Origin of the sequence: Citrobacter sp. MGH104 (assembly GCF_001034485.1) — a bacterium.
GTDB lineage: Bacteria > Pseudomonadota > Gammaproteobacteria > Enterobacterales > Enterobacteriaceae > Citrobacter > Citrobacter freundii.
Genome location: NZ_KQ089818.1, coordinates 2,522,519 through 2,539,158, shown reverse-complemented (window position 1 = coordinate 2,539,158; position 16,640 = coordinate 2,522,519). Strand labels below are relative to the sequence as shown.

Genomic DNA, 16,640 nt, shown 5'->3' with positions numbered 1-16,640 from the left:
TATTCTTACTTTGTCATAAAACGTTCATTGCCAGACGTTAAAAACCCTCCTGTCTTTTAACGGGGATCACACCCAGTGAATATTAGCGCGTACTTTTAATCAGGAATGAAAATGAAAAAGAGCACTCTGGCATTAGTGGTGATGGGAATTGTTGCGTCGGCATCCGTACAGGCTGCGGAAGTGTATAACAAGAACGGTAATAAACTGGACTTATACGGCAAAGTAAAAGCCATGCATTACATGACGGATTATGACAGCAAAGATGGTGACCAAAGCTATATCCGTTTAGGTTTTAAAGGCGAAACGCAAATTAACGATCAACTGACCGGTTATGGTCGTTGGGAGGCTGAATTCGCCGGCAATAAAGCTGAAAGCGATTCTAACCAACAAAAAACACGTCTGGCCTTCGCCGGTGTGAAATTAAAAGATTTTGGCTCGTTTGATTATGGCCGTAACCTGGGTGCGCTGTATGACGTGGAAGCATGGACCGATATGTTCCCGGAATTCGGCGGCGACTCCTCCGCACAAACCGATAACTTTATGACCAAACGTGCCAGCGGCCTGGCAACTTACCGTAACACCGACTTCTTCGGCGTCGTGGATGGCCTGGATCTGACCCTGCAATATCAGGGTAAAAACCAGGACCGCGATGTGAAAAAACAGAACGGCGACGGTTTTGGTACTTCCGTTACCTATGACTTTGGCGGCAGCGACTTTGCGGTGAGCGGCGCTTATACCAACTCCGATCGTACTAACCAGCAGAATCTGCAAACTCGCGGTACAGGCGATAAAGCAGAAGCCTGGGCAACTGGCTTAAAATATGATGCTAACGATATTTATATTGCAACGTTCTATTCTGAAACGCGCAATATGACGCCAATTTCCGGTGGCTTTGCTAATAAAACACAGAACTTCGAAGCGGTAGTTCAGTACCAGTTTGACTTTGGTCTGCGTCCGTCACTGGGTTATGTGCTGTCTAAAGGGAAAGATATTGAAGGCGTCGGCAATGAAGATCTGGTGAATTATATTGATCTCGGCGCAACGTACTATTTCAACAAAAATATGTCCGCGTTTGTCGATTATAAAATCAACCAGCTCGATAGCGATAATAAGCTGGGCATCAACGATGATAATATCGTTGCCGTCGGTATGGTCTACCAGTTTTGATATAGCATAAAAAAAGCCGGATGGGGTTGCGCCGCCATCCGGCTTTTCACTGTTCATTATGCCGTTAACTTAACCGGTTCATCCTTAAAGTCGTCAGCAGGTTCCAGCGCCAGATTCAGCGTCGTTAACAAGCCAAGTAATTTTTCATGGAATTCACGTAAGGTGTATTCCAGTCGCTCTACCACTTCAGTCTCTTTCACCGGCACCGCAGTCCAGTTACCGTCTTTATCAAACAAACCAAACTGATAACTATACGTGAAGCGTTTTTCCTGCGCCTCCAGTTCCATCCACCAGCCCCAGAACTCGCGTTTCTCAGGGGCGGGTTTCACGTTGACGCAAACAGCCAGACAATCGAAAAAAAATCGATTATCTTCGCACTGCCCTTCCCGGATGTACGGGCCAAGCGCGGTGAATTTCTTGATCAATCTACTTTTCGGATGCCCACTCGGTAACGTCATTACGATCTCCTTAGGTGAAGCACCTGTTTTACCAAATCGATAAAATTTAGCAAACTTTTAACACAATCTCTGATTGATCCAACTGGTTATTTCCTGCAACCCTTTGTCAAAATTGCGATACACCGGATTGAAGGGGATCTCCAGTAGCTTACCGTCTGAAGATGAAGATGTGATTAAACGTGACTCTTCTTCCGGGCTAAACGGGTCGTTCTTCCAGAACCCCGAAAGCATTGGCGTCGGGCAACGTCGCCCCAGCAGGCCCTGCACTTTTAATGAATAGCGATTAAGCTCAACGCGCAGCGCTTCATCGGAGGCGTCATGCATCCCCAGGCGGCTAGCCAGTACATCAAGATACATTTCCGGGACGCTCGCCTGACGCTGCGGGTCACTAAGCAGCGCATGAACCACTGGTCCCAGACAGGCCACCGCCTTCAGACGTGATGATTCCAGATATGCCAGACGTACCGCTACGTTAGCGCCAAAGCGGAAACCGAAGGCCGCCACGCGAGTGTGATCCACCCAGGGAACATTAGGCAGCGCTTTTAATACGTGCTGATGCAGCAGGCTGGAATCCTGAGTCAGTTTCCATTTTGATGAGAACCCAACCGACGGCATATCCAGCGTCAGCATGGCAATGCCACGTGGAGCAAAGTAGCGCTCATACAGACTGTAATAATCCGTTTGCATGGAATCGAGGCCACCGCACATCAGCACCGTCGGGAACGGACCGTCGCCTTTTGGCATATGCAGGAATCCAGTGATTGGCGCGCCGCCAGTAACGGCAAATTCCATCTCGCGCAACGTCCCCGGCAGTCGCTGCGCGGCCTCTTCATAGGCGCGATTGGCCAAAGCCTGTGCCTGTTCTGCCAGCTCATCGCCTTTCAGGTGTGGGTAAGCGGCAATGTTGTACAACGTAGACGCATGCAGCCAGTGGCGTCCGCTCACCTGCGGATCCTCTTCCATAGACGCTTTCTGTTGCCAGTCCATCGCCTGCTTCGCCCACTCATAGATCCAGTTCCCACCGCGATAGCCGATAACCGTATCGTAGAGTTCTTTATCCGTACGCTCGGCTTCGCTCATCACGATACGTGCCTGCACCTCAAGGATTTCACGCGGGTCGACGCCACGCCAGATCCACATCAGACGATTCACCATGCGATACCAGTGGGGAATGGTTTTACCATCCAGGGCAGATTGTACGGACGGCTGCGCGCCGTGATTAAAACGACGAACCAGCGTTGACGTTTCAGGGTGTTTGAAGCGGGGTTTAAACAGGACTTCGCTGAGGTTAGCCTGTGACATGATTGCAGCCTCCATGAGTACTCACTAAGGCATAGTGTAACCTGACACTGCACAAAAAGAACAACGCCCGGCAGTTGCCAGGCGTTGAAAACTTTTTAGATTAGCGACCAGAGATCGGTGGGACGAACACCACGCCCATATCCCACGGCTGCTCAATCCAGGTATCCTGAGGGATATCAACAACATAATCATTCACCAGCGGGCGACCTGCCGGCTTAGCGAAGATAGTAACGAAATGCGCTTTAGGATACATTTCGCGGATCGCAACGGCGGTACCACCGGTGTCAACCAGGTCATCGATTACGATGAAACCTTCACCGTCGCCTTCGGCACGTTTCAGCACTTTCAGTTCGCGCTGGTTGTCGTGATCGTAGCTGGAGATGCATACGGTATCGACATGACGAATACCCAATTCACGCGCCAGCAATGCGCCCGGTACCAGACCACCACGGCTAACGGCAATAATGCCTTTCCATTGTTCAGAAGGCATCAGGCGGCTTGCCAGTTTACGTGCATGGATCTGCAACATGTCCCAGGTGACGACGTATTTTTCGCTCATGTGAAGTGTCCCAGCCTGTTTATCTACGGCTTAAAAAGTGTTCGAGGGGGAAATAGGTTGCGCGAGATTATAGAGATCTGACGCACTAAAAACCAGTGTTTCGCGGAATCCGCGCCTCTTTTTGCATGCTTTATGCTAGCCGTCAGCGGAGAAAGTGGTATTCTCAATCGCATCGCGCAAGCCTGACTTGTGGTGTTTTTAATTCTGCTAACCCCGTGGCCTGCAAGCAAGTTTTGTAGGACATCGCCAAGGAGACTCAACGTGTCTGAACTGTCTCAATTATCCCCGCAACCGCTATGGGATATTTTTGCCAAAATCTGTTCTATTCCTCATCCGTCCTATCATGAAGAGCAGCTCGCTGAACACATTCTGAGCTGGGCCCAGGAAAAAGGTTTCCACGTCGAGCGCGATCAAGTCGGTAATATCCTGATTCGCAAACCCGCTACCGCAGGCATGGAAAACCGCAAACCGGTCGTTCTGCAGGCGCACCTGGATATGGTCCCGCAGAAAAACAACGACACCGTGCACGACTTCACCAAAGATCCTATCCAACCTTATATTGATGGCGAATGGGTAAAAGCCCGTGGCACCACGCTGGGTGCGGATAACGGTATCGGTATGGCGTCCGCGCTGGCCGTTCTGGCTGATGACAGCGTGGTACATGGTCCTCTGGAAGTGCTGCTGACCATGACCGAAGAAGCAGGTATGGATGGCGCGTTTGGTCTGCAGGCTAACTGGCTACAGGCAGATATCCTGATCAACACCGACTCAGAAGAAGAAGGTGAGATCTACATGGGTTGCGCAGGCGGTATCGACTTTACCTCCAACCTGCCGCTGTCCCGTGAAGCAATCCCTGCTGGCTTCCAGAGCTTTAAGCTGACGTTAAAAGGCCTGAAAGGCGGCCACTCCGGCGGCGAAATCCACGTGGGTCTCGGTAACGCGAACAAGCTGCTGGTACGCTTCCTGGCGGGCCACGCTGAAGAGCTGGATCTGCGTCTGGTTGATTTCAACGGCGGTACGCTGCGTAACGCAATTCCGCGTGAAGCCTTTGCCACCCTGGCCGTGGCTGCAGATAAAGTTGATGCGTTAAAAGCGCTGGTCAACACCTATCAGGAAATCCTGAAAAACGAACTGGAAGCCAAAGAGAAGAACCTGGCTCTGCTGCTGGATGCCGTTACTCAAGACAAAGCCGCGCTGACCGCTGAGTCTCGTGACAGCTTTGTGCGTCTGCTGAACGCCACCCCGAACGGTGTTATCCGCAACTCCGACGTCGCCAAAGGCGTGGTAGAAACTTCCCTGAACGTCGGCGTTGTAACCATGACTGACGACAACGTTGAAATTCACTGCCTCATTCGTTCTCTGATCGACAGCGGTAAAGACTACGTGGTGAGCATGCTGGATTCACTGGGTAAACTGGCTGGCGCGAAAACCCAGGCAAAAGGCGGATATCCAGGCTGGCAGCCGGATGCCAACTCTCCGGTTATGCACCTGGTTCGTGAAACCTATCAGCGTCTGTTCAACAAAACGCCTAACATCCAAATCATCCACGCAGGTCTGGAATGTGGTCTGTTCAAGAAACCGTATCCAGATATGGACATGGTTTCCATCGGGCCAACCATCACCGGCCCGCACTCCCCGGATGAACAGGTTCATATCGAAAGCGTCGGCCATTACTGGACGCTGCTGACTGAACTGCTGAAGTCTATTCCGGCGAAGTAAGTCTGCGCTAAACGCCGGATGGCGCTGTGCTTATCCGGCCTACATGCTGATTTGTAGGCCGGATATAGTTTTTACGCAGCCATCCGGCAATACATCAACATCACAGCCCCAACAGTAGTTGCCTTTCCAGCTGTGGATCCAACAGCGTGACGTGTAATCCCACCAGCCTTACGCCCCGCCCTCCCCGACGTTCATTCCAGGTTTTGCGCGCCGTCGCAATTAAGTCATCTTTACTTAAGCGCGGCCAGACGTGCTCCTGCGTGGTTTGCTGAAAATCATTAAACTTGAGTTTTACTCCCTGCCGGGCGATCAACAGATCCGGTTTTACCTTGGCCAGACGTCGTTCCAGTTCGGGATATAGCCGCTCAATAATCTCCTCACATTCAGCCCACTCATGAATATCTTCTGCCAAAGTACGCTCGACGCCGACTGATTTGCGCAGTCTGTCATTGTTGACGTCGCGCTCATCAATGCCCTGGCTACGTTCCCACAACACGCGACCAAACTTACCAAAACGTTTGAGCAACATGGCCAGGTCGTATTTCTGAACATCCTCGCAGGTTCGCAACCCCATCGCTTCCAGCTTAGCGGCAGAGACTTTGCCAACGCCGGGAATTTTGCCTAACGGTAATGTTCTGAGAAATTCAGGAACATCGGCAGGGGTAATCACATATTGCCCATTGGGTTTGTTGAGATCGGAGGCTATTTTTGCCAGAAATTTGACCGGCGCAATTCCGGCAGAGGCGGTTAACTGTAGCTCGGCAAAAATTGTCTGGCGGATCTCCTGAGCGATCAGCGTAGCTGAGCCATGGCAGTGAGTGCTGTCAGTCACATCCAGATAGGCTTCATCCAGCGAAAGCGGTTCTATCAGCGAGGTATAGCGGGAGAAAATAGCCTGAATCTGGCGGGAAGCTTCTTTATAGGCCTCGTAACGACCAGGTAATAACGTGAGATGCGGGCACAGTTTTAACGCCATTCCGGTCGGCATTGCGCTACGCACACCAAATTTGCGCGCCGGGTAATTGGCCGTGCTGATGACTCCCCGACGTTCACGACTGCCGCCAATAGCAATGGGAATATCACGCAAGGCGGGGTTGTCGCGCATTTCCACCGCCGCGAAAAAGCAGTCCATATCGACATGTATGATTTTGCGCATCGCTCGCCTCCCACAACACTGTTTAAGTATACAGTATTTTTATGTTGTGAGAAGTCTGTTTATGCCTTAGGCCGGACCATTCATGACGAAGCGTGCATCGCACAGGTAACGCACGATGTCCGTGATCTTATGTTCTGCGGGATTACCCGCCGTACTGACAAAAAGCTTATTCACTTTGCGAATCTTTGCCCGCAGCAGTTTTTCGATCGTCATCAGGCGAAATGCATCATTTTCCACGCAGAAAAGCTCATAGTCGCCCAGACGTTCTCCACAAATTTCACAATGATTCATCCAGTAACGTAGCCCGGTAGTTTTACTTTTATCCAGATAGTAATTGCTGGCTTTGATGTTCTTTTGTATCTCTTCAGGCAGAGAATTAATGTGGAACAGAAAGGTATTCCGCCGAATAGATTGCCAGCCTTTGCCATCCTGATCTTTTCTGATAAAGCGGGTAAACATCACCCCGTGAATATGGGTGAGCTGGTGGCAGCTCCAGCAGTGCATCTTCGAGGTAATCACCAGATAGTACGGCGCAACGATGTTAAAACTGTCGGTGTTGTAGACATAGTCACGAAGCCCCTCATTTAACACATGAGGCTCGGTGTACCAGATACCTGAAACCGGGTCGAAATGCGCGCCCTGACAAGCCCCATCAGTGACATTATCAGTATGAATATCCAATGGAATAATATGGGTTACATCTATCACATTACCTTCCTGAGGGATAATTTGCCCCCACGTTGCGTGGGGGGCGGAAAACAGAATTAATGAGTGACGGGAACAGAGGGCTGACGTAAAGAAGTCACCTGCTTTTGTTTGTCCAGCTTATCAACCAGTGGCTGAACCACTTTCTCGCCGTGCTGACCAAAATATTGATACAGCGTATCGGAAGCACTTTGCGTTAACACCATGATCTCAATACGGCGGTTGCCTGCGCTTTCCGGGTTTTTCGCATCCAGCAGCATTTGGTCCGCCATGGCGCTAACCTGCATGACTTTATCCTGCGGCATGCCGGCATCTTCCAGCACGCGTCGTGCTGACAAAGCACGGTCGCCGGAGAGATTCCAGTTGTTGTAAATGTTGCTCTTATAGCTCATCGCATCCGTATGTCCGGTAATGATGAGCTTGTTGTCCAGCGAGTCAAACACGGGGGCCAGCTCAACCAGCAGCGATTTAAAGAACGGCATAATTTTGGCGCTGCCGCGTTCAAACATATTCCGGTTCTGGTCATCTTTAATCAGTACGCGCAACCCCTGAGGAACAATCTCCATCTCGAGGTTGGTTTCCATATGTGCGTTGCGGGCAATGACGTTAATATCGGTCGCCAGCTCACCCAATTCACGCGCTGATTTTTGCTTCAGCAACACCGCTTTTTCATTTACATCCAGCGCTTTTTTGGCGTTATCTTCTGTTATCTTCGCCGTCTCTTGCGGGGTAACCGTTTTATCCAGCTTGTTGCGCGTGACGTTTTTCTTCTGCGCACCCGGCGCTATCGGCTGCTTGCCCAGCTTGTTTAAAGGTGCCATACCGCCACCGTTAAAGATTGACTGGCCGTGCAGCGCCGCCACAATATTTTCTCGGTCAGCCTTGCTGACGCTGTTCACAATTAACTTTATCGTGGTGACCAAAGGTGCGGAGCGTATCTCCGAAGTTTCTGCCCGCTTTACGCTGGACGCCATGCCCGGTAAGCAGATGGCGATCGACGCCGATCTGAACGCAGGACTGATTAATCAGGCGCAGGCGCAAGCGCGACGTAAAGACGTAGCGGGCGAAGCGGATTTCTATGGCGCGATGGATGGTGCGTCAAAGTTCGTGCGCGGCGATGCCATCGCCGGGATGATGATCCTGGCTATCAACCTGATCGGCGGCGTCTGTATCGGGATCTTTAAATACGATTTAAGCGCCGAAGCCGCCTTCCAGCAATACGTACTGATGACCATCGGTGACGGCCTGGTCGCCCAGATCCCTTCTCTGCTGTTGTCGACAGCTGCAGCGATCATCGTCACCCGCGTAAGCGACAGCGGCGATATTGCCACGGACGTACGTAGCCAACTGCTGGCCAGCCCCTCCGTGCTGTATACCGCCACCAGCATTATGTTTGTGCTGGCAGTGGTGCCGGGGATGCCGCATTTCCCCTTCCTGATTTTCAGCGCCCTGCTGGGATTCACCGCCTGGCGCATGAGCAAGCGACCGAAGGTGGCTGAGACCGAAGAGAAAAATCTCGAAACGCTGACCAAAACCATCGCTGAAACCACCGAGCAGCAGGTCAGTTGGGAAACTATCCCCTTAATAGAACCTATCAGCCTGAGCCTGGGATATAAGCTGGTGTCGTTGGTCGATAAATCCAAAGGGAATCCGCTCACTCAACGCATTCGCGGTGTGCGACAGGTGATCTCAGACAGCAACGGCGTGTTGTTACCGGAAATTCGCATTCGCGAAAACTTCCGCCTTAAACCCACCCAGTACGCCATTTTTATCAATGGGATCAAGGCCGATGAAGCCGATATTCCCGCAGATAAGCTGATGGCGCTGCCCTCCAGTGAAACCTATGGCGAGATCGACGGTGTTTTAGGCCACGATCCGGCCTATGGTATGCCGGTCACCTGGATTGTTCCGGCGCAAAAAGCTAAAGCGTTAAATATGGGGTACCAGGTTATTGATAGTGCCAGCGTCATTGCGACGCATGTGAATAAGATCATTCGTAACTATATTCCAGAGCTGTTTAATTACGATGATATTACGCAGTTGCATAACCGCCTCTCTTCTATGGCGCCACGTCTGGCGGAAGATTTGAGCGCAGCGCTGAATTACAGCCAGCTCTTGAAAGTGTACCGGGCGCTGCTTATCGAAGGTGTGTCATTGCGCGATATCGTCACCATAGCCACCGTACTTGTCGCCAGTAGCACCGTGACCAAAGATCATATTTTGTTAACGGCCGATGTGCGCCTGGCGCTCCGTCGCAGCATTACCCACCCGTTTGTGCGCAAAGATGAGCTGGCCGTATATACGCTGAACAGTGAACTGGAGAATCTGCTGGCGAATGTGGTGAATCAGGCTCAGCAAAGTGGAAAAGTGGTGCTGGATAGCGTGCCGGTCGATCCCAATATGCTGAATCAGTTTCAGACCAATATGCCGCAGATAAAAGAACAGATGAAAGCGGCGGGGAAAGAGCCTGTGCTGCTGGTCGCGCCGCAGTTACGTCCTTTGCTCGCGCGCTATGCGCGCCTGTTTGCCCCGGGCCTACAGGTGTTGTCTTATAACGAAGTTCCGGATGAACTGGAATTAAAGATCATGGGGGCGTTAAGTTAACGCCTGCCGAGGCGGTGTCATTACACCGCCTTTTTGATTACAGAATCGTATTTTCCGTAAGAATACGACGAGCGCCAAGATAATGATCCTGCCAGAAGTCATCGGATAAATTGCTCACCCGAATTGTTTCTCCTGTCCGTGGTGATTCAATAAATTGTCCCTGCCCCAAATAGACGCCCATATGATCGGCAATATCCCGGCTGTGAATATGAAAGAACACTAAATCACCACGGCGAAGATCGCGGTTAGCGACAATAGTAGCCCGTCGATAGTGATACATTTCATTCGCTGTCCGGGGCAATTTTGCTGCCAGGATTTTGTTGTAGGCATAAAAAATCAGCCCGCTACAGTCAAACCCTTCATCCGGATCGGTACCGCCCCACAAATAGGGTTTACCGAGCTGTTGCTCAAGTCGGTGGATGGCCACTTCAGTGATATTGTGTAGATGATTGCTACTGAGAAAATGGTCATTCTCAGCCAGTTCCTGCCAGCGATGGTCGCTGGCTTTTAGTGGGCCAGGGAACCACTCCGGGTGCTGTTTAATCAGCGCTCGGTTCTGCTGGCGCAGCGCGCTTTTACTTTCTGCGTTGCCTTCCACCACGTAGCTTGCCTGCTTTTTTACCTGTGCGTGATACTGCTTCAGCAGCCGGGCGCGGTTACGCATCCGCAAGTGCGCCGCATAGCTTACATGGGCGTCAGATAAGAGGGGCTGAACTTTGGCGACAGACGGTGAGGACAATACAACACACAAAGACAGCAGACCCGGCAAAAAGCGTCGGGGTGCAGAGACAAAAGACATGAAAACAAAAATACCTAATCAAACACGTTCCGCGCAGTCTACCGCTATTACCGGGTATTCCATTTTAATATTTGATTATTAAAGTATTAATTTTTTAAATTCAATACATTAGGAATTTTGCACTAATAGGGCTCAATGACGGTCGCTCACCCGCAAAATACGCCAGTGTCTGACAGACTTTAAGCACAATTATCCGTATAAAGAAAATCTAAAGTGTAAACGCAGCAAGAGAGACTTGCGAAAAACTCTCTGGGTGATAATGTGAGCGCTCCAGATCCAGATTTATCCGATTTGGGGACTCTTTTGCCGTCCTGGCGTGTGTGATCGTTTTATCAAGGAATAAGCAGTATGCGTAAAATCGCATTTTTTCTTGCGATGCTTTTATTGCCGTGCGTTTCATTTGCCGGTTTGCTGAGCAGCAGCAGCCCGACTACGCCTGTCAGCAAAGAATATAAGCAGCAATTAATGGGCTCCCCCGTTTATATCCAGATCTTCAAAGAAGAGCGAACGTTGGATCTGTACGTCAAGATGGGCGAACAGTATCAATTGCTCGACAGTTATAAGATCTGTAATTATTCCGGTGGCTTAGGGCCGAAACAGCGTCAGGGTGATTTCAAAAGTCCGGAAGGATTTTACAGCGTTCAGCGTGGACAGCTGAAACCGGATAGCCGCTTCTATAAAGCGATTAACATTGGTTTCCCTAATGCCTACGATCGCGCACACGGTTATGAAGGTAAATACCTGATGATCCACGGCGCCTGTGTTTCCGTCGGCTGCTACGCAATGACCGACAACGGCATTGATGAGATTTTCCAGTTTGTCACCGGCGCGCTGGTGTTCGGGCAATCCAGTGTGCAGGTCAGCATTTATCCGTTCCGCATGACCGATGCCAACATGCAGCGCCATAAGTTCTCGTATTACAAAGAGTTCTGGTCGCAGCTAAAACCGGGATACGATTACTTCGAACAAACGCGTAAGCCACCGACCGTTTCCGTCGTCGATGGCCGTTACGTCGTCAGCAAGCCGTTGAGTCACGAAGTGGTTCAGCCGCAACTGGCATCAAACTACGCGCTCCCCGAGACAAAATAATGCCCACTCGCCTGGCATAATCTTTTGCCAGGTTTCATTGCCGGTTAACGGTTGAGTGGCAATCACGGTGACCACATCATTGGGTGTGGTCTCTGAGCTAAAATCAATCTCCACATCCTGATCCAGCAATGTCGCCACGCCAAACGGCGCACGCCGCGTGATCCAAAACAAATTGGTCGAGCAGAAGGCCATCACATAACGTCCGTCAGACAACAGCATGTTGAAGACGCCCTTCTCCCGCAGTTCTCCTGCCAGCATCGCGATATATTTAAACACCGCCGTCATATTGCCTGGCGTGCGCGGATAACGCTCCGTCAGCTTGTGGAGCAGCCAGCAGAAGGCTTTTTCGCTGTCGGTTTCACCGACCGGGCGGAAATTACCGGTCTCCAGTGATTTATAACCGCTGAGTTGCCCGTTATGGGCATACGTCCAGTTACGTCCCCATAGTTCACGGGTAAATGGATGGGTATTTTCCAGCGCTACTTCTCCACGATTCGCCTGACGAATATGGGCAATCACGGAACAGGATTTGATGGGATAGTCTTGTACCAGTTTGGCGATAGGCGAATTAAAGCTGGGTTGCGGATCTTTAAACGTACGGCAGCCCTTACCTTCATAAAACGTAATACCCCAGCCGTCTTTGTGCGGCCCGGTACCTCCGCCGCGCTGGACCAGCCCGGTGAAGCTAAAGCAGATATCGGTTGGCACATTGGCGCTCATCCCGAGCAGTTCGCACATACATCACCTACCTTAAAACCGTGAACTGCCTGATGGCGCTGCGCTTATCAGGCCTACATGGCGCTCATGTAGGCCGGATAAGGCTTCAGCCACCATCCGGCAATCGTCTTCTTATGGTTTAACCATCTCTTTTTCGATCAACTGGATCAGGATATGGATCACTTTGATATGAATTTCCTGAATACGATCAGCGTAGCCAAAGTGCGGCACGCGAATTTCGATATCCGCGCTGCCCGCCATTTTGCCGCCATCTTTACCGGTCAGGGTGATAACTTTCATCCCTTTCTCACGCGCTGCGGCAATCGCTTTAATTACGTTACCGGAATTACCCGAAGTCGAGATGCCTAACAGGACATCTCCCTCACGACCCACGGCTTCTACGTAGCGAGAGAACACATAATCGTAACCGAAATCGTTGCTGACGCAGGAGATATGGCTGACGTCAGAGATAGCGATAGCAGGGTAACCAGGACGGTTTTCACGATAGCGTCCGGTCAGCTCTTCGGCAAAGTGCATCGCGTCGCAATGGGAACCGCCGTTACCGCAAGAGAGTACCTTACCGCCGGCTTTAAAGCTGTCTGCCAACAGGACCGCCGCGCGCTGAATGGCGTGAATATTGGCGTCATCTTTAAGAAAATTAGCCAGCGTTTCCGCCGCTTCGCTCAGTTCGTTACGAATAAGATCCTGGTACATGAGGATATCCTTCAGCATGAATGTAAATGACAAGGTGCAGTGTACCGGATAGCGCTACCAGCGAGAAGTACAAGCCACAGGAATGGTTACGGCTTTTGATTTTTTGTGCCGGTTAAAACAGCAACAATGTGAGCTTTGTTGTAATTATTTTGTAAACACATTGCTAAAAGAATTTACATCCACTACAACCATATCATCACAAGTGGTCAGACCTCCTACAAGCAAGGGAGCTTTTCGTTATGATGATTTTGAGTATTATCGCTACGGTTGTTCTGCTCAGCGTTCTGTTTTATCACCGCGTGAGCTTATTCCTCAGCAGCTTAATTTTGCTCGCCTGGACGGCCGCGCTTGGCGTGGCTGGCCTGTGGTCAGTCTGGCTGCTGGTTCCTCTGGCCATTATTCTCGTACCGTTTAACTTTACGCCGATGCGCAAATCTATGATCTCTGCACCGGTGTTCCGCGGTTTCCGTAAAGTCATGCCGCCAATGTCGCGTACTGAGAAAGAAGCGATTGATGCCGGTACGACCTGGTGGGAAGGTGATCTGTTCCAGGGCAAGCCTGACTGGAAAAAACTGCATAACTATCCTCAGCCGCATCTGACTGCTGAAGAGCAAGCGTTTATTGATGGTCCAGTGGAAGAAGCGTGCCGCATGGCGAACGACTTTCAGATCACTCACGAACTCGCGGATCTGCCTCCGGAACTGTGGGCATATCTGAAAGAACACCGCTTCTTCGCGATGATCATTAAGAAAGAGTACGGCGGGCTGGAATTCTCAGCATATGCTCAGGCTCGCGTTCTACAGAAACTCTCCGGCGTTTCTGGGATCCTGGCGATCACCGTTGGCGTGCCTAACTCATTAGGCCCAGGCGAACTGCTGCAACATTACGGCACCGAAGAGCAGAAAAATCATTATCTGCCACGTCTGGCTCGCGGTCAGGAGATCCCATGCTTTGCTCTGACCAGCCCGGAAGCCGGCTCCGACGCAGGCGCGATCCCTGATACCGGCGTGGTTTGTATGGGCGACTGGCAGGGCCAGCAGGTGCTGGGTATGCGCCTGACCTGGAACAAACGCTATATCACGCTGGCGCCTATCGCTACCGTGCTGGGTCTGGCATTTAAACTCTCCGACCCGGAAAAACTGCTGGGTGGCGAAGAAGATCTTGGCATTACCTGTGCGCTGATCCCAACCTCAACGCCAGGTGTACAAATTGGGCGTCGTCACTTCCCGCTGAACGTGCCGTTCCAGAACGGTCCGACACTGGGCAAAGATGTGTTTGTACCAATTGATTACATCATCGGTGGTCCGAAAATGGCCGGTCAGGGCTGGCGCATGCTGGTGGAATGCCTGTCTGTGGGACGTGGTATTACCCTGCCATCTAACTCGACGGGCGGCGTGAAATCGGTCGCGATGGCCACCGGCGCGTATGCGCACATTCGTCGCCAGTTCAAAATCTCTATCGGCAAGATGGAAGGTATTGAAGAGCCGTTGGCACGTATTGCCGGTAACGCCTACGTGATGGACGCTGCAGCATCACTGATTACCTACGGCATTATGCTGGGTGAAAAACCGGCGGTGTTGTCGGCCATCGTGAAATATCACTGCACCCACCGCGGACAGCAGTCAATCATCGATGCGATGGATATCACTGGCGGTAAAGGCATTATGCTTGGCGAAAGCAACTTCCTCGCCCGTGCTTATCAAGGTGCGCCAATCGCTATTACCGTTGAAGGTGCCAACATTCTGACCCGTAGCATGATGATCTTCGGTCAGGGTGCGATTCGCTGCCATCCGTATGTTCTGGAAGAGATGGCTGCGGCACAGAGTAACGATGTGAATGCGTTCGACAAGCTGCTGTTCAAACACATCGGTCACGTCGGCAGTAACAAAGTGCGTAGCTTCTGGCTTGGCCTGACGCGTGGTTTAACCAGCAGCACGCCAACTGGCGATGCGACCAAACGTTACTACCAGCACCTGAACCGTCTGAGCGCCAACCTGGCCCTGCTTTCAGATGTGTCGATGGCTGTACTGGGCGGTAGTCTGAAGCGTCGTGAACGTATCTCCGCACGTCTGGGCGATGTGTTAAGTCAGCTGTATCTGGCCTCCGCGGTGCTGAAGCGTTATGACGACGAAGGCCGTCATGAAGCGGACCTGCCGTTGGTTCACTGGGGCGTTCAGGATGCGTTGTACAAAGCGGAACAGGCGATGGACGATCTGCTGAAGAACTTCCCGAACCGTCTGGTCGCGGGCTTGCTGAATGTGGTTATCTTCCCTACCGGTCGCCACTACCATGCACCGTCTGACAAATTGGATCATAAAGTCGCGAAGATTTTGCAGGTTCCGAGCGCTACTCGTTCTCGTATTGGTCGCGGTCAATATCTGACGCCAAGCGAGCATAACCCGGTTGGTTTGCTGGAAGAGGCGCTGCTGGACGTGATTGCAGCCGACCCAATCCACCAGCGGATCTGTAAAGAGTTGGGTAAAAACCTGCCATTTACCCGTCTCGACGAACTGGCGCACAATGCGCTGGCGAAAGGGCTGATTGATAAAGATGAAGCCGCGATTCTGGTGAAAGCCGAAGCGAGCCGCCTGCGCAGTATCAACGTGGATGACTTTGAACCCGAGGAGCTGGCGACTCAGCCGGTAAAGCTGCCAGAGAAAGTGCGTAAAGTCGAAGCCGCATAACGACACTCGCACGACGTTTAGCCCCGCTTAATGCGGGGCTTTTTATTGCCACATTTTCATTAATGCTCATGCTACAGTGTCAAAATGTTGTTCAACGAGGAGCCTCGATCGTGCCTGGTTTGAAAATTACTCTGCTGCAACAACCATTGATCTGGATGGATGGCCCGGCCAACCTGCGCCATTTTGACCGACAACTGGAAACCGTCGCCGGACGTGATGTCATTGTATTGCCTGAGATGTTTACCAGCGGATTTGCCATGGAAGCGGCAAATAAATCGTTGCCGCAAGAAGAAGTTGTAAGCTGGATGCGTAGCAAAGCGCAGCAGACAAATGCCCTGATAGCAGGTAGCGTGGCGATACAGTCTGAACGGGGGCCGGTGAATCGTTTTTTGCTGGTTGAACCCGAAGGTAATGTGCATTTCTACGACAAGCGCCATCTGTTCCGCATGGCGGATGAGCACCAGCATTACCAGGCGGGTGACGCGCGCGTTATTGTTGAATGGCGCGGCTGGCGCATTCTGCCGTTGGTCTGTTATGACCTGCGTTTTCCGGTATGGTCGCGCAATCGCAACGATTACGACCTTGCGTTGTATGTTGCCAATTGGCCTGCGCCGCGTTCTCTGCACTGGCAGGTTCTGCTTGCCGCACGGGCGATTGAGAACCAGGCTTATGTAGCAGGATGTAACCGCGTGGGCACTGACGGTAACGGGCATCATTATCGCGGTGACAGCCGGGTGATTAATCCGCAGGGTGAGATTATTGCCACCGCCGAGCCGCATCAGGCCACACGCATTGACGCAGAACTGTCTCTCTCAGCGCTGCGTGAATATCACGAGAAATTTCCCGCCTGGCAGGACGCCGACCCCTTCACGCTATAACTATCGCCTTAACTCCCGCTGCACAACGTTTTTCCGTGGCGGGATTGTTGCACTCCGTAACCAACCGCAAAACAAATTCGCGTGGCGAC

The 16,640-nt window shown here is 51.6% G+C and carries 14 protein-coding genes and 1 pseudogene; 6 read left to right on the top strand and 9 right to left on the bottom strand.

What is annotated here, in order from left to right; all coding sequences use genetic code 11:
• The first annotated feature begins 111 nt into the window (after positions 1 to 111).
• On the top strand, positions 112 to 1,167 hold the full coding sequence (gene phoE / locus SK34_RS11950; RefSeq protein WP_003031375.1) for a phosphoporin PhoE: 1,056 nt from the start codon (positions 112 to 114) through the stop codon (positions 1,165 to 1,167).
• Between the two features lie 56 nt (positions 1,168 to 1,223).
• Here the strand turns inward: phoE and crl are convergent, their stop codons facing one another.
• The 3 genes from crl to gpt form a co-directional block, all read right to left on the bottom strand.
• On the bottom strand, positions 1,224 to 1,625 hold the full coding sequence (gene crl / locus SK34_RS11945; RefSeq protein WP_003031376.1) for a sigma factor-binding protein Crl: 402 nt from the start codon (positions 1,623 to 1,625) through the stop codon (positions 1,224 to 1,226).
• A gap of 57 nt (positions 1,626 to 1,682) precedes the next feature.
• Complete coding sequence (gene frsA / locus SK34_RS11940; RefSeq protein ID WP_003031378.1) at positions 1,683 to 2,927, bottom strand: esterase FrsA; 1,245 nt, start codon at positions 2,925 to 2,927, stop codon at positions 1,683 to 1,685.
• Between the two features lie 100 nt (positions 2,928 to 3,027).
• Positions 3,028 to 3,486 carry a xanthine phosphoribosyltransferase gene (gene gpt / locus SK34_RS11935; protein WP_003031380.1) on the bottom strand — a complete coding sequence of 153 codons (459 nt, stop codon included), beginning with the start codon at positions 3,484 to 3,486 and terminating at the stop codon, positions 3,028 to 3,030.
• Positions 3,487 to 3,747: 261 nt separating this feature from the next.
• On the opposite strand from gpt, the gene pepD reads away from it, so the two are divergent.
• Positions 3,748 to 5,205 carry a cytosol nonspecific dipeptidase gene (gene pepD, locus SK34_RS11930; protein ID WP_003031381.1) on the top strand — a complete coding sequence of 486 codons (1,458 nt, stop codon included), beginning with the start codon at positions 3,748 to 3,750 and terminating at the stop codon, positions 5,203 to 5,205.
• 100 nt (positions 5,206 to 5,305) lie between these two features.
• On the opposite strand, the gene dinB is transcribed toward pepD, so the two are convergent.
• The 3 genes from dinB to lafU form a co-directional block, all read right to left on the bottom strand.
• Positions 5,306 to 6,361, bottom strand: a complete 1,056-nt coding sequence (gene dinB, locus SK34_RS11925; RefSeq protein WP_016149619.1) for a DNA polymerase IV — start codon at positions 6,359 to 6,361, stop codon at positions 5,306 to 5,308.
• Between the two features lie 66 nt (positions 6,362 to 6,427).
• Positions 6,428 to 7,069, bottom strand: coding sequence for a hypothetical protein (locus tag SK34_RS11920; protein ID WP_003838789.1), 642 nt, complete (start codon positions 7,067 to 7,069; stop codon positions 6,428 to 6,430).
• A gap of 56 nt (positions 7,070 to 7,125) precedes the next feature.
• On the bottom strand, positions 7,126 to 8,040 hold the full coding sequence (gene lafU, locus SK34_RS11915; RefSeq protein ID WP_197081265.1) for a putative lateral flagellar export/assembly protein LafU: 915 nt from the start codon (positions 8,038 to 8,040) through the stop codon (positions 7,126 to 7,128).
• Here lafU and SK34_RS11910 point away from each other — a divergent pair.
• Positions 7,952 to 9,670 (top strand): annotated as a pseudogene (locus SK34_RS11910) (flagellar biosynthesis protein FlhA); the annotation flags it as partial. The gene lafU and the pseudogene SK34_RS11910 sit on opposite strands and share 89 nt — an antisense overlap.
• A gap of 37 nt (positions 9,671 to 9,707) precedes the next feature.
• Here the strand turns inward: SK34_RS11910 and SK34_RS11905 are convergent.
• Positions 9,708 to 10,469: a C40 family peptidase gene (locus tag SK34_RS11905; protein WP_048233103.1), complete on the bottom strand. Its 762-nt coding sequence runs from the start codon at positions 10,467 to 10,469 to the stop codon at positions 9,708 to 9,710.
• 348 nt (positions 10,470 to 10,817) lie between these two features.
• Here SK34_RS11905 and dpaA point away from each other — a divergent pair, with 348 nt between their 5' ends.
• Positions 10,818 to 11,558 carry a peptidoglycan meso-diaminopimelic acid protein amidase gene (gene dpaA, locus SK34_RS11900; protein ID WP_003031387.1) on the top strand — a complete coding sequence of 247 codons (741 nt, stop codon included), beginning with the start codon at positions 10,818 to 10,820 and terminating at the stop codon, positions 11,556 to 11,558.
• Here dpaA and SK34_RS11895 read toward each other — a convergent pair.
• The gene (locus tag SK34_RS11895) at positions 11,529 to 12,296 is read right to left on the bottom strand and encodes a class II glutamine amidotransferase (protein WP_003031388.1); all 768 of its coding nucleotides are present in this window, start codon (positions 12,294 to 12,296) and stop codon (positions 11,529 to 11,531) included. The genes dpaA and SK34_RS11895 overlap by 30 nt on opposite strands.
• Positions 12,297 to 12,407: 111 nt before the next feature.
• Entirely contained in the window at positions 12,408 to 12,989 is a 582-nt protein-coding gene (lpcA, locus tag SK34_RS11890) for a D-sedoheptulose 7-phosphate isomerase (protein WP_003031390.1), read from the bottom strand.
• Positions 12,990 to 13,228: 239 nt separating this feature from the next.
• On the opposite strand from lpcA, the gene fadE reads away from it, so the two are divergent.
• Together fadE and SK34_RS11880 are read left to right on the top strand one after the other, a co-directional pair.
• Positions 13,229 to 15,673: an acyl-CoA dehydrogenase FadE gene (gene fadE, locus SK34_RS11885; RefSeq protein ID WP_003031392.1), complete on the top strand. Its 2,445-nt coding sequence runs from the start codon at positions 13,229 to 13,231 to the stop codon at positions 15,671 to 15,673.
• Between the two features lie 110 nt (positions 15,674 to 15,783).
• A complete protein-coding gene (locus SK34_RS11880; protein WP_048233102.1) occupies positions 15,784 to 16,551 on the top strand; it encodes an amidohydrolase in 768 nt (255 codons plus the stop codon).
• Positions 16,552 to 16,640 lie beyond the last annotated feature (89 nt).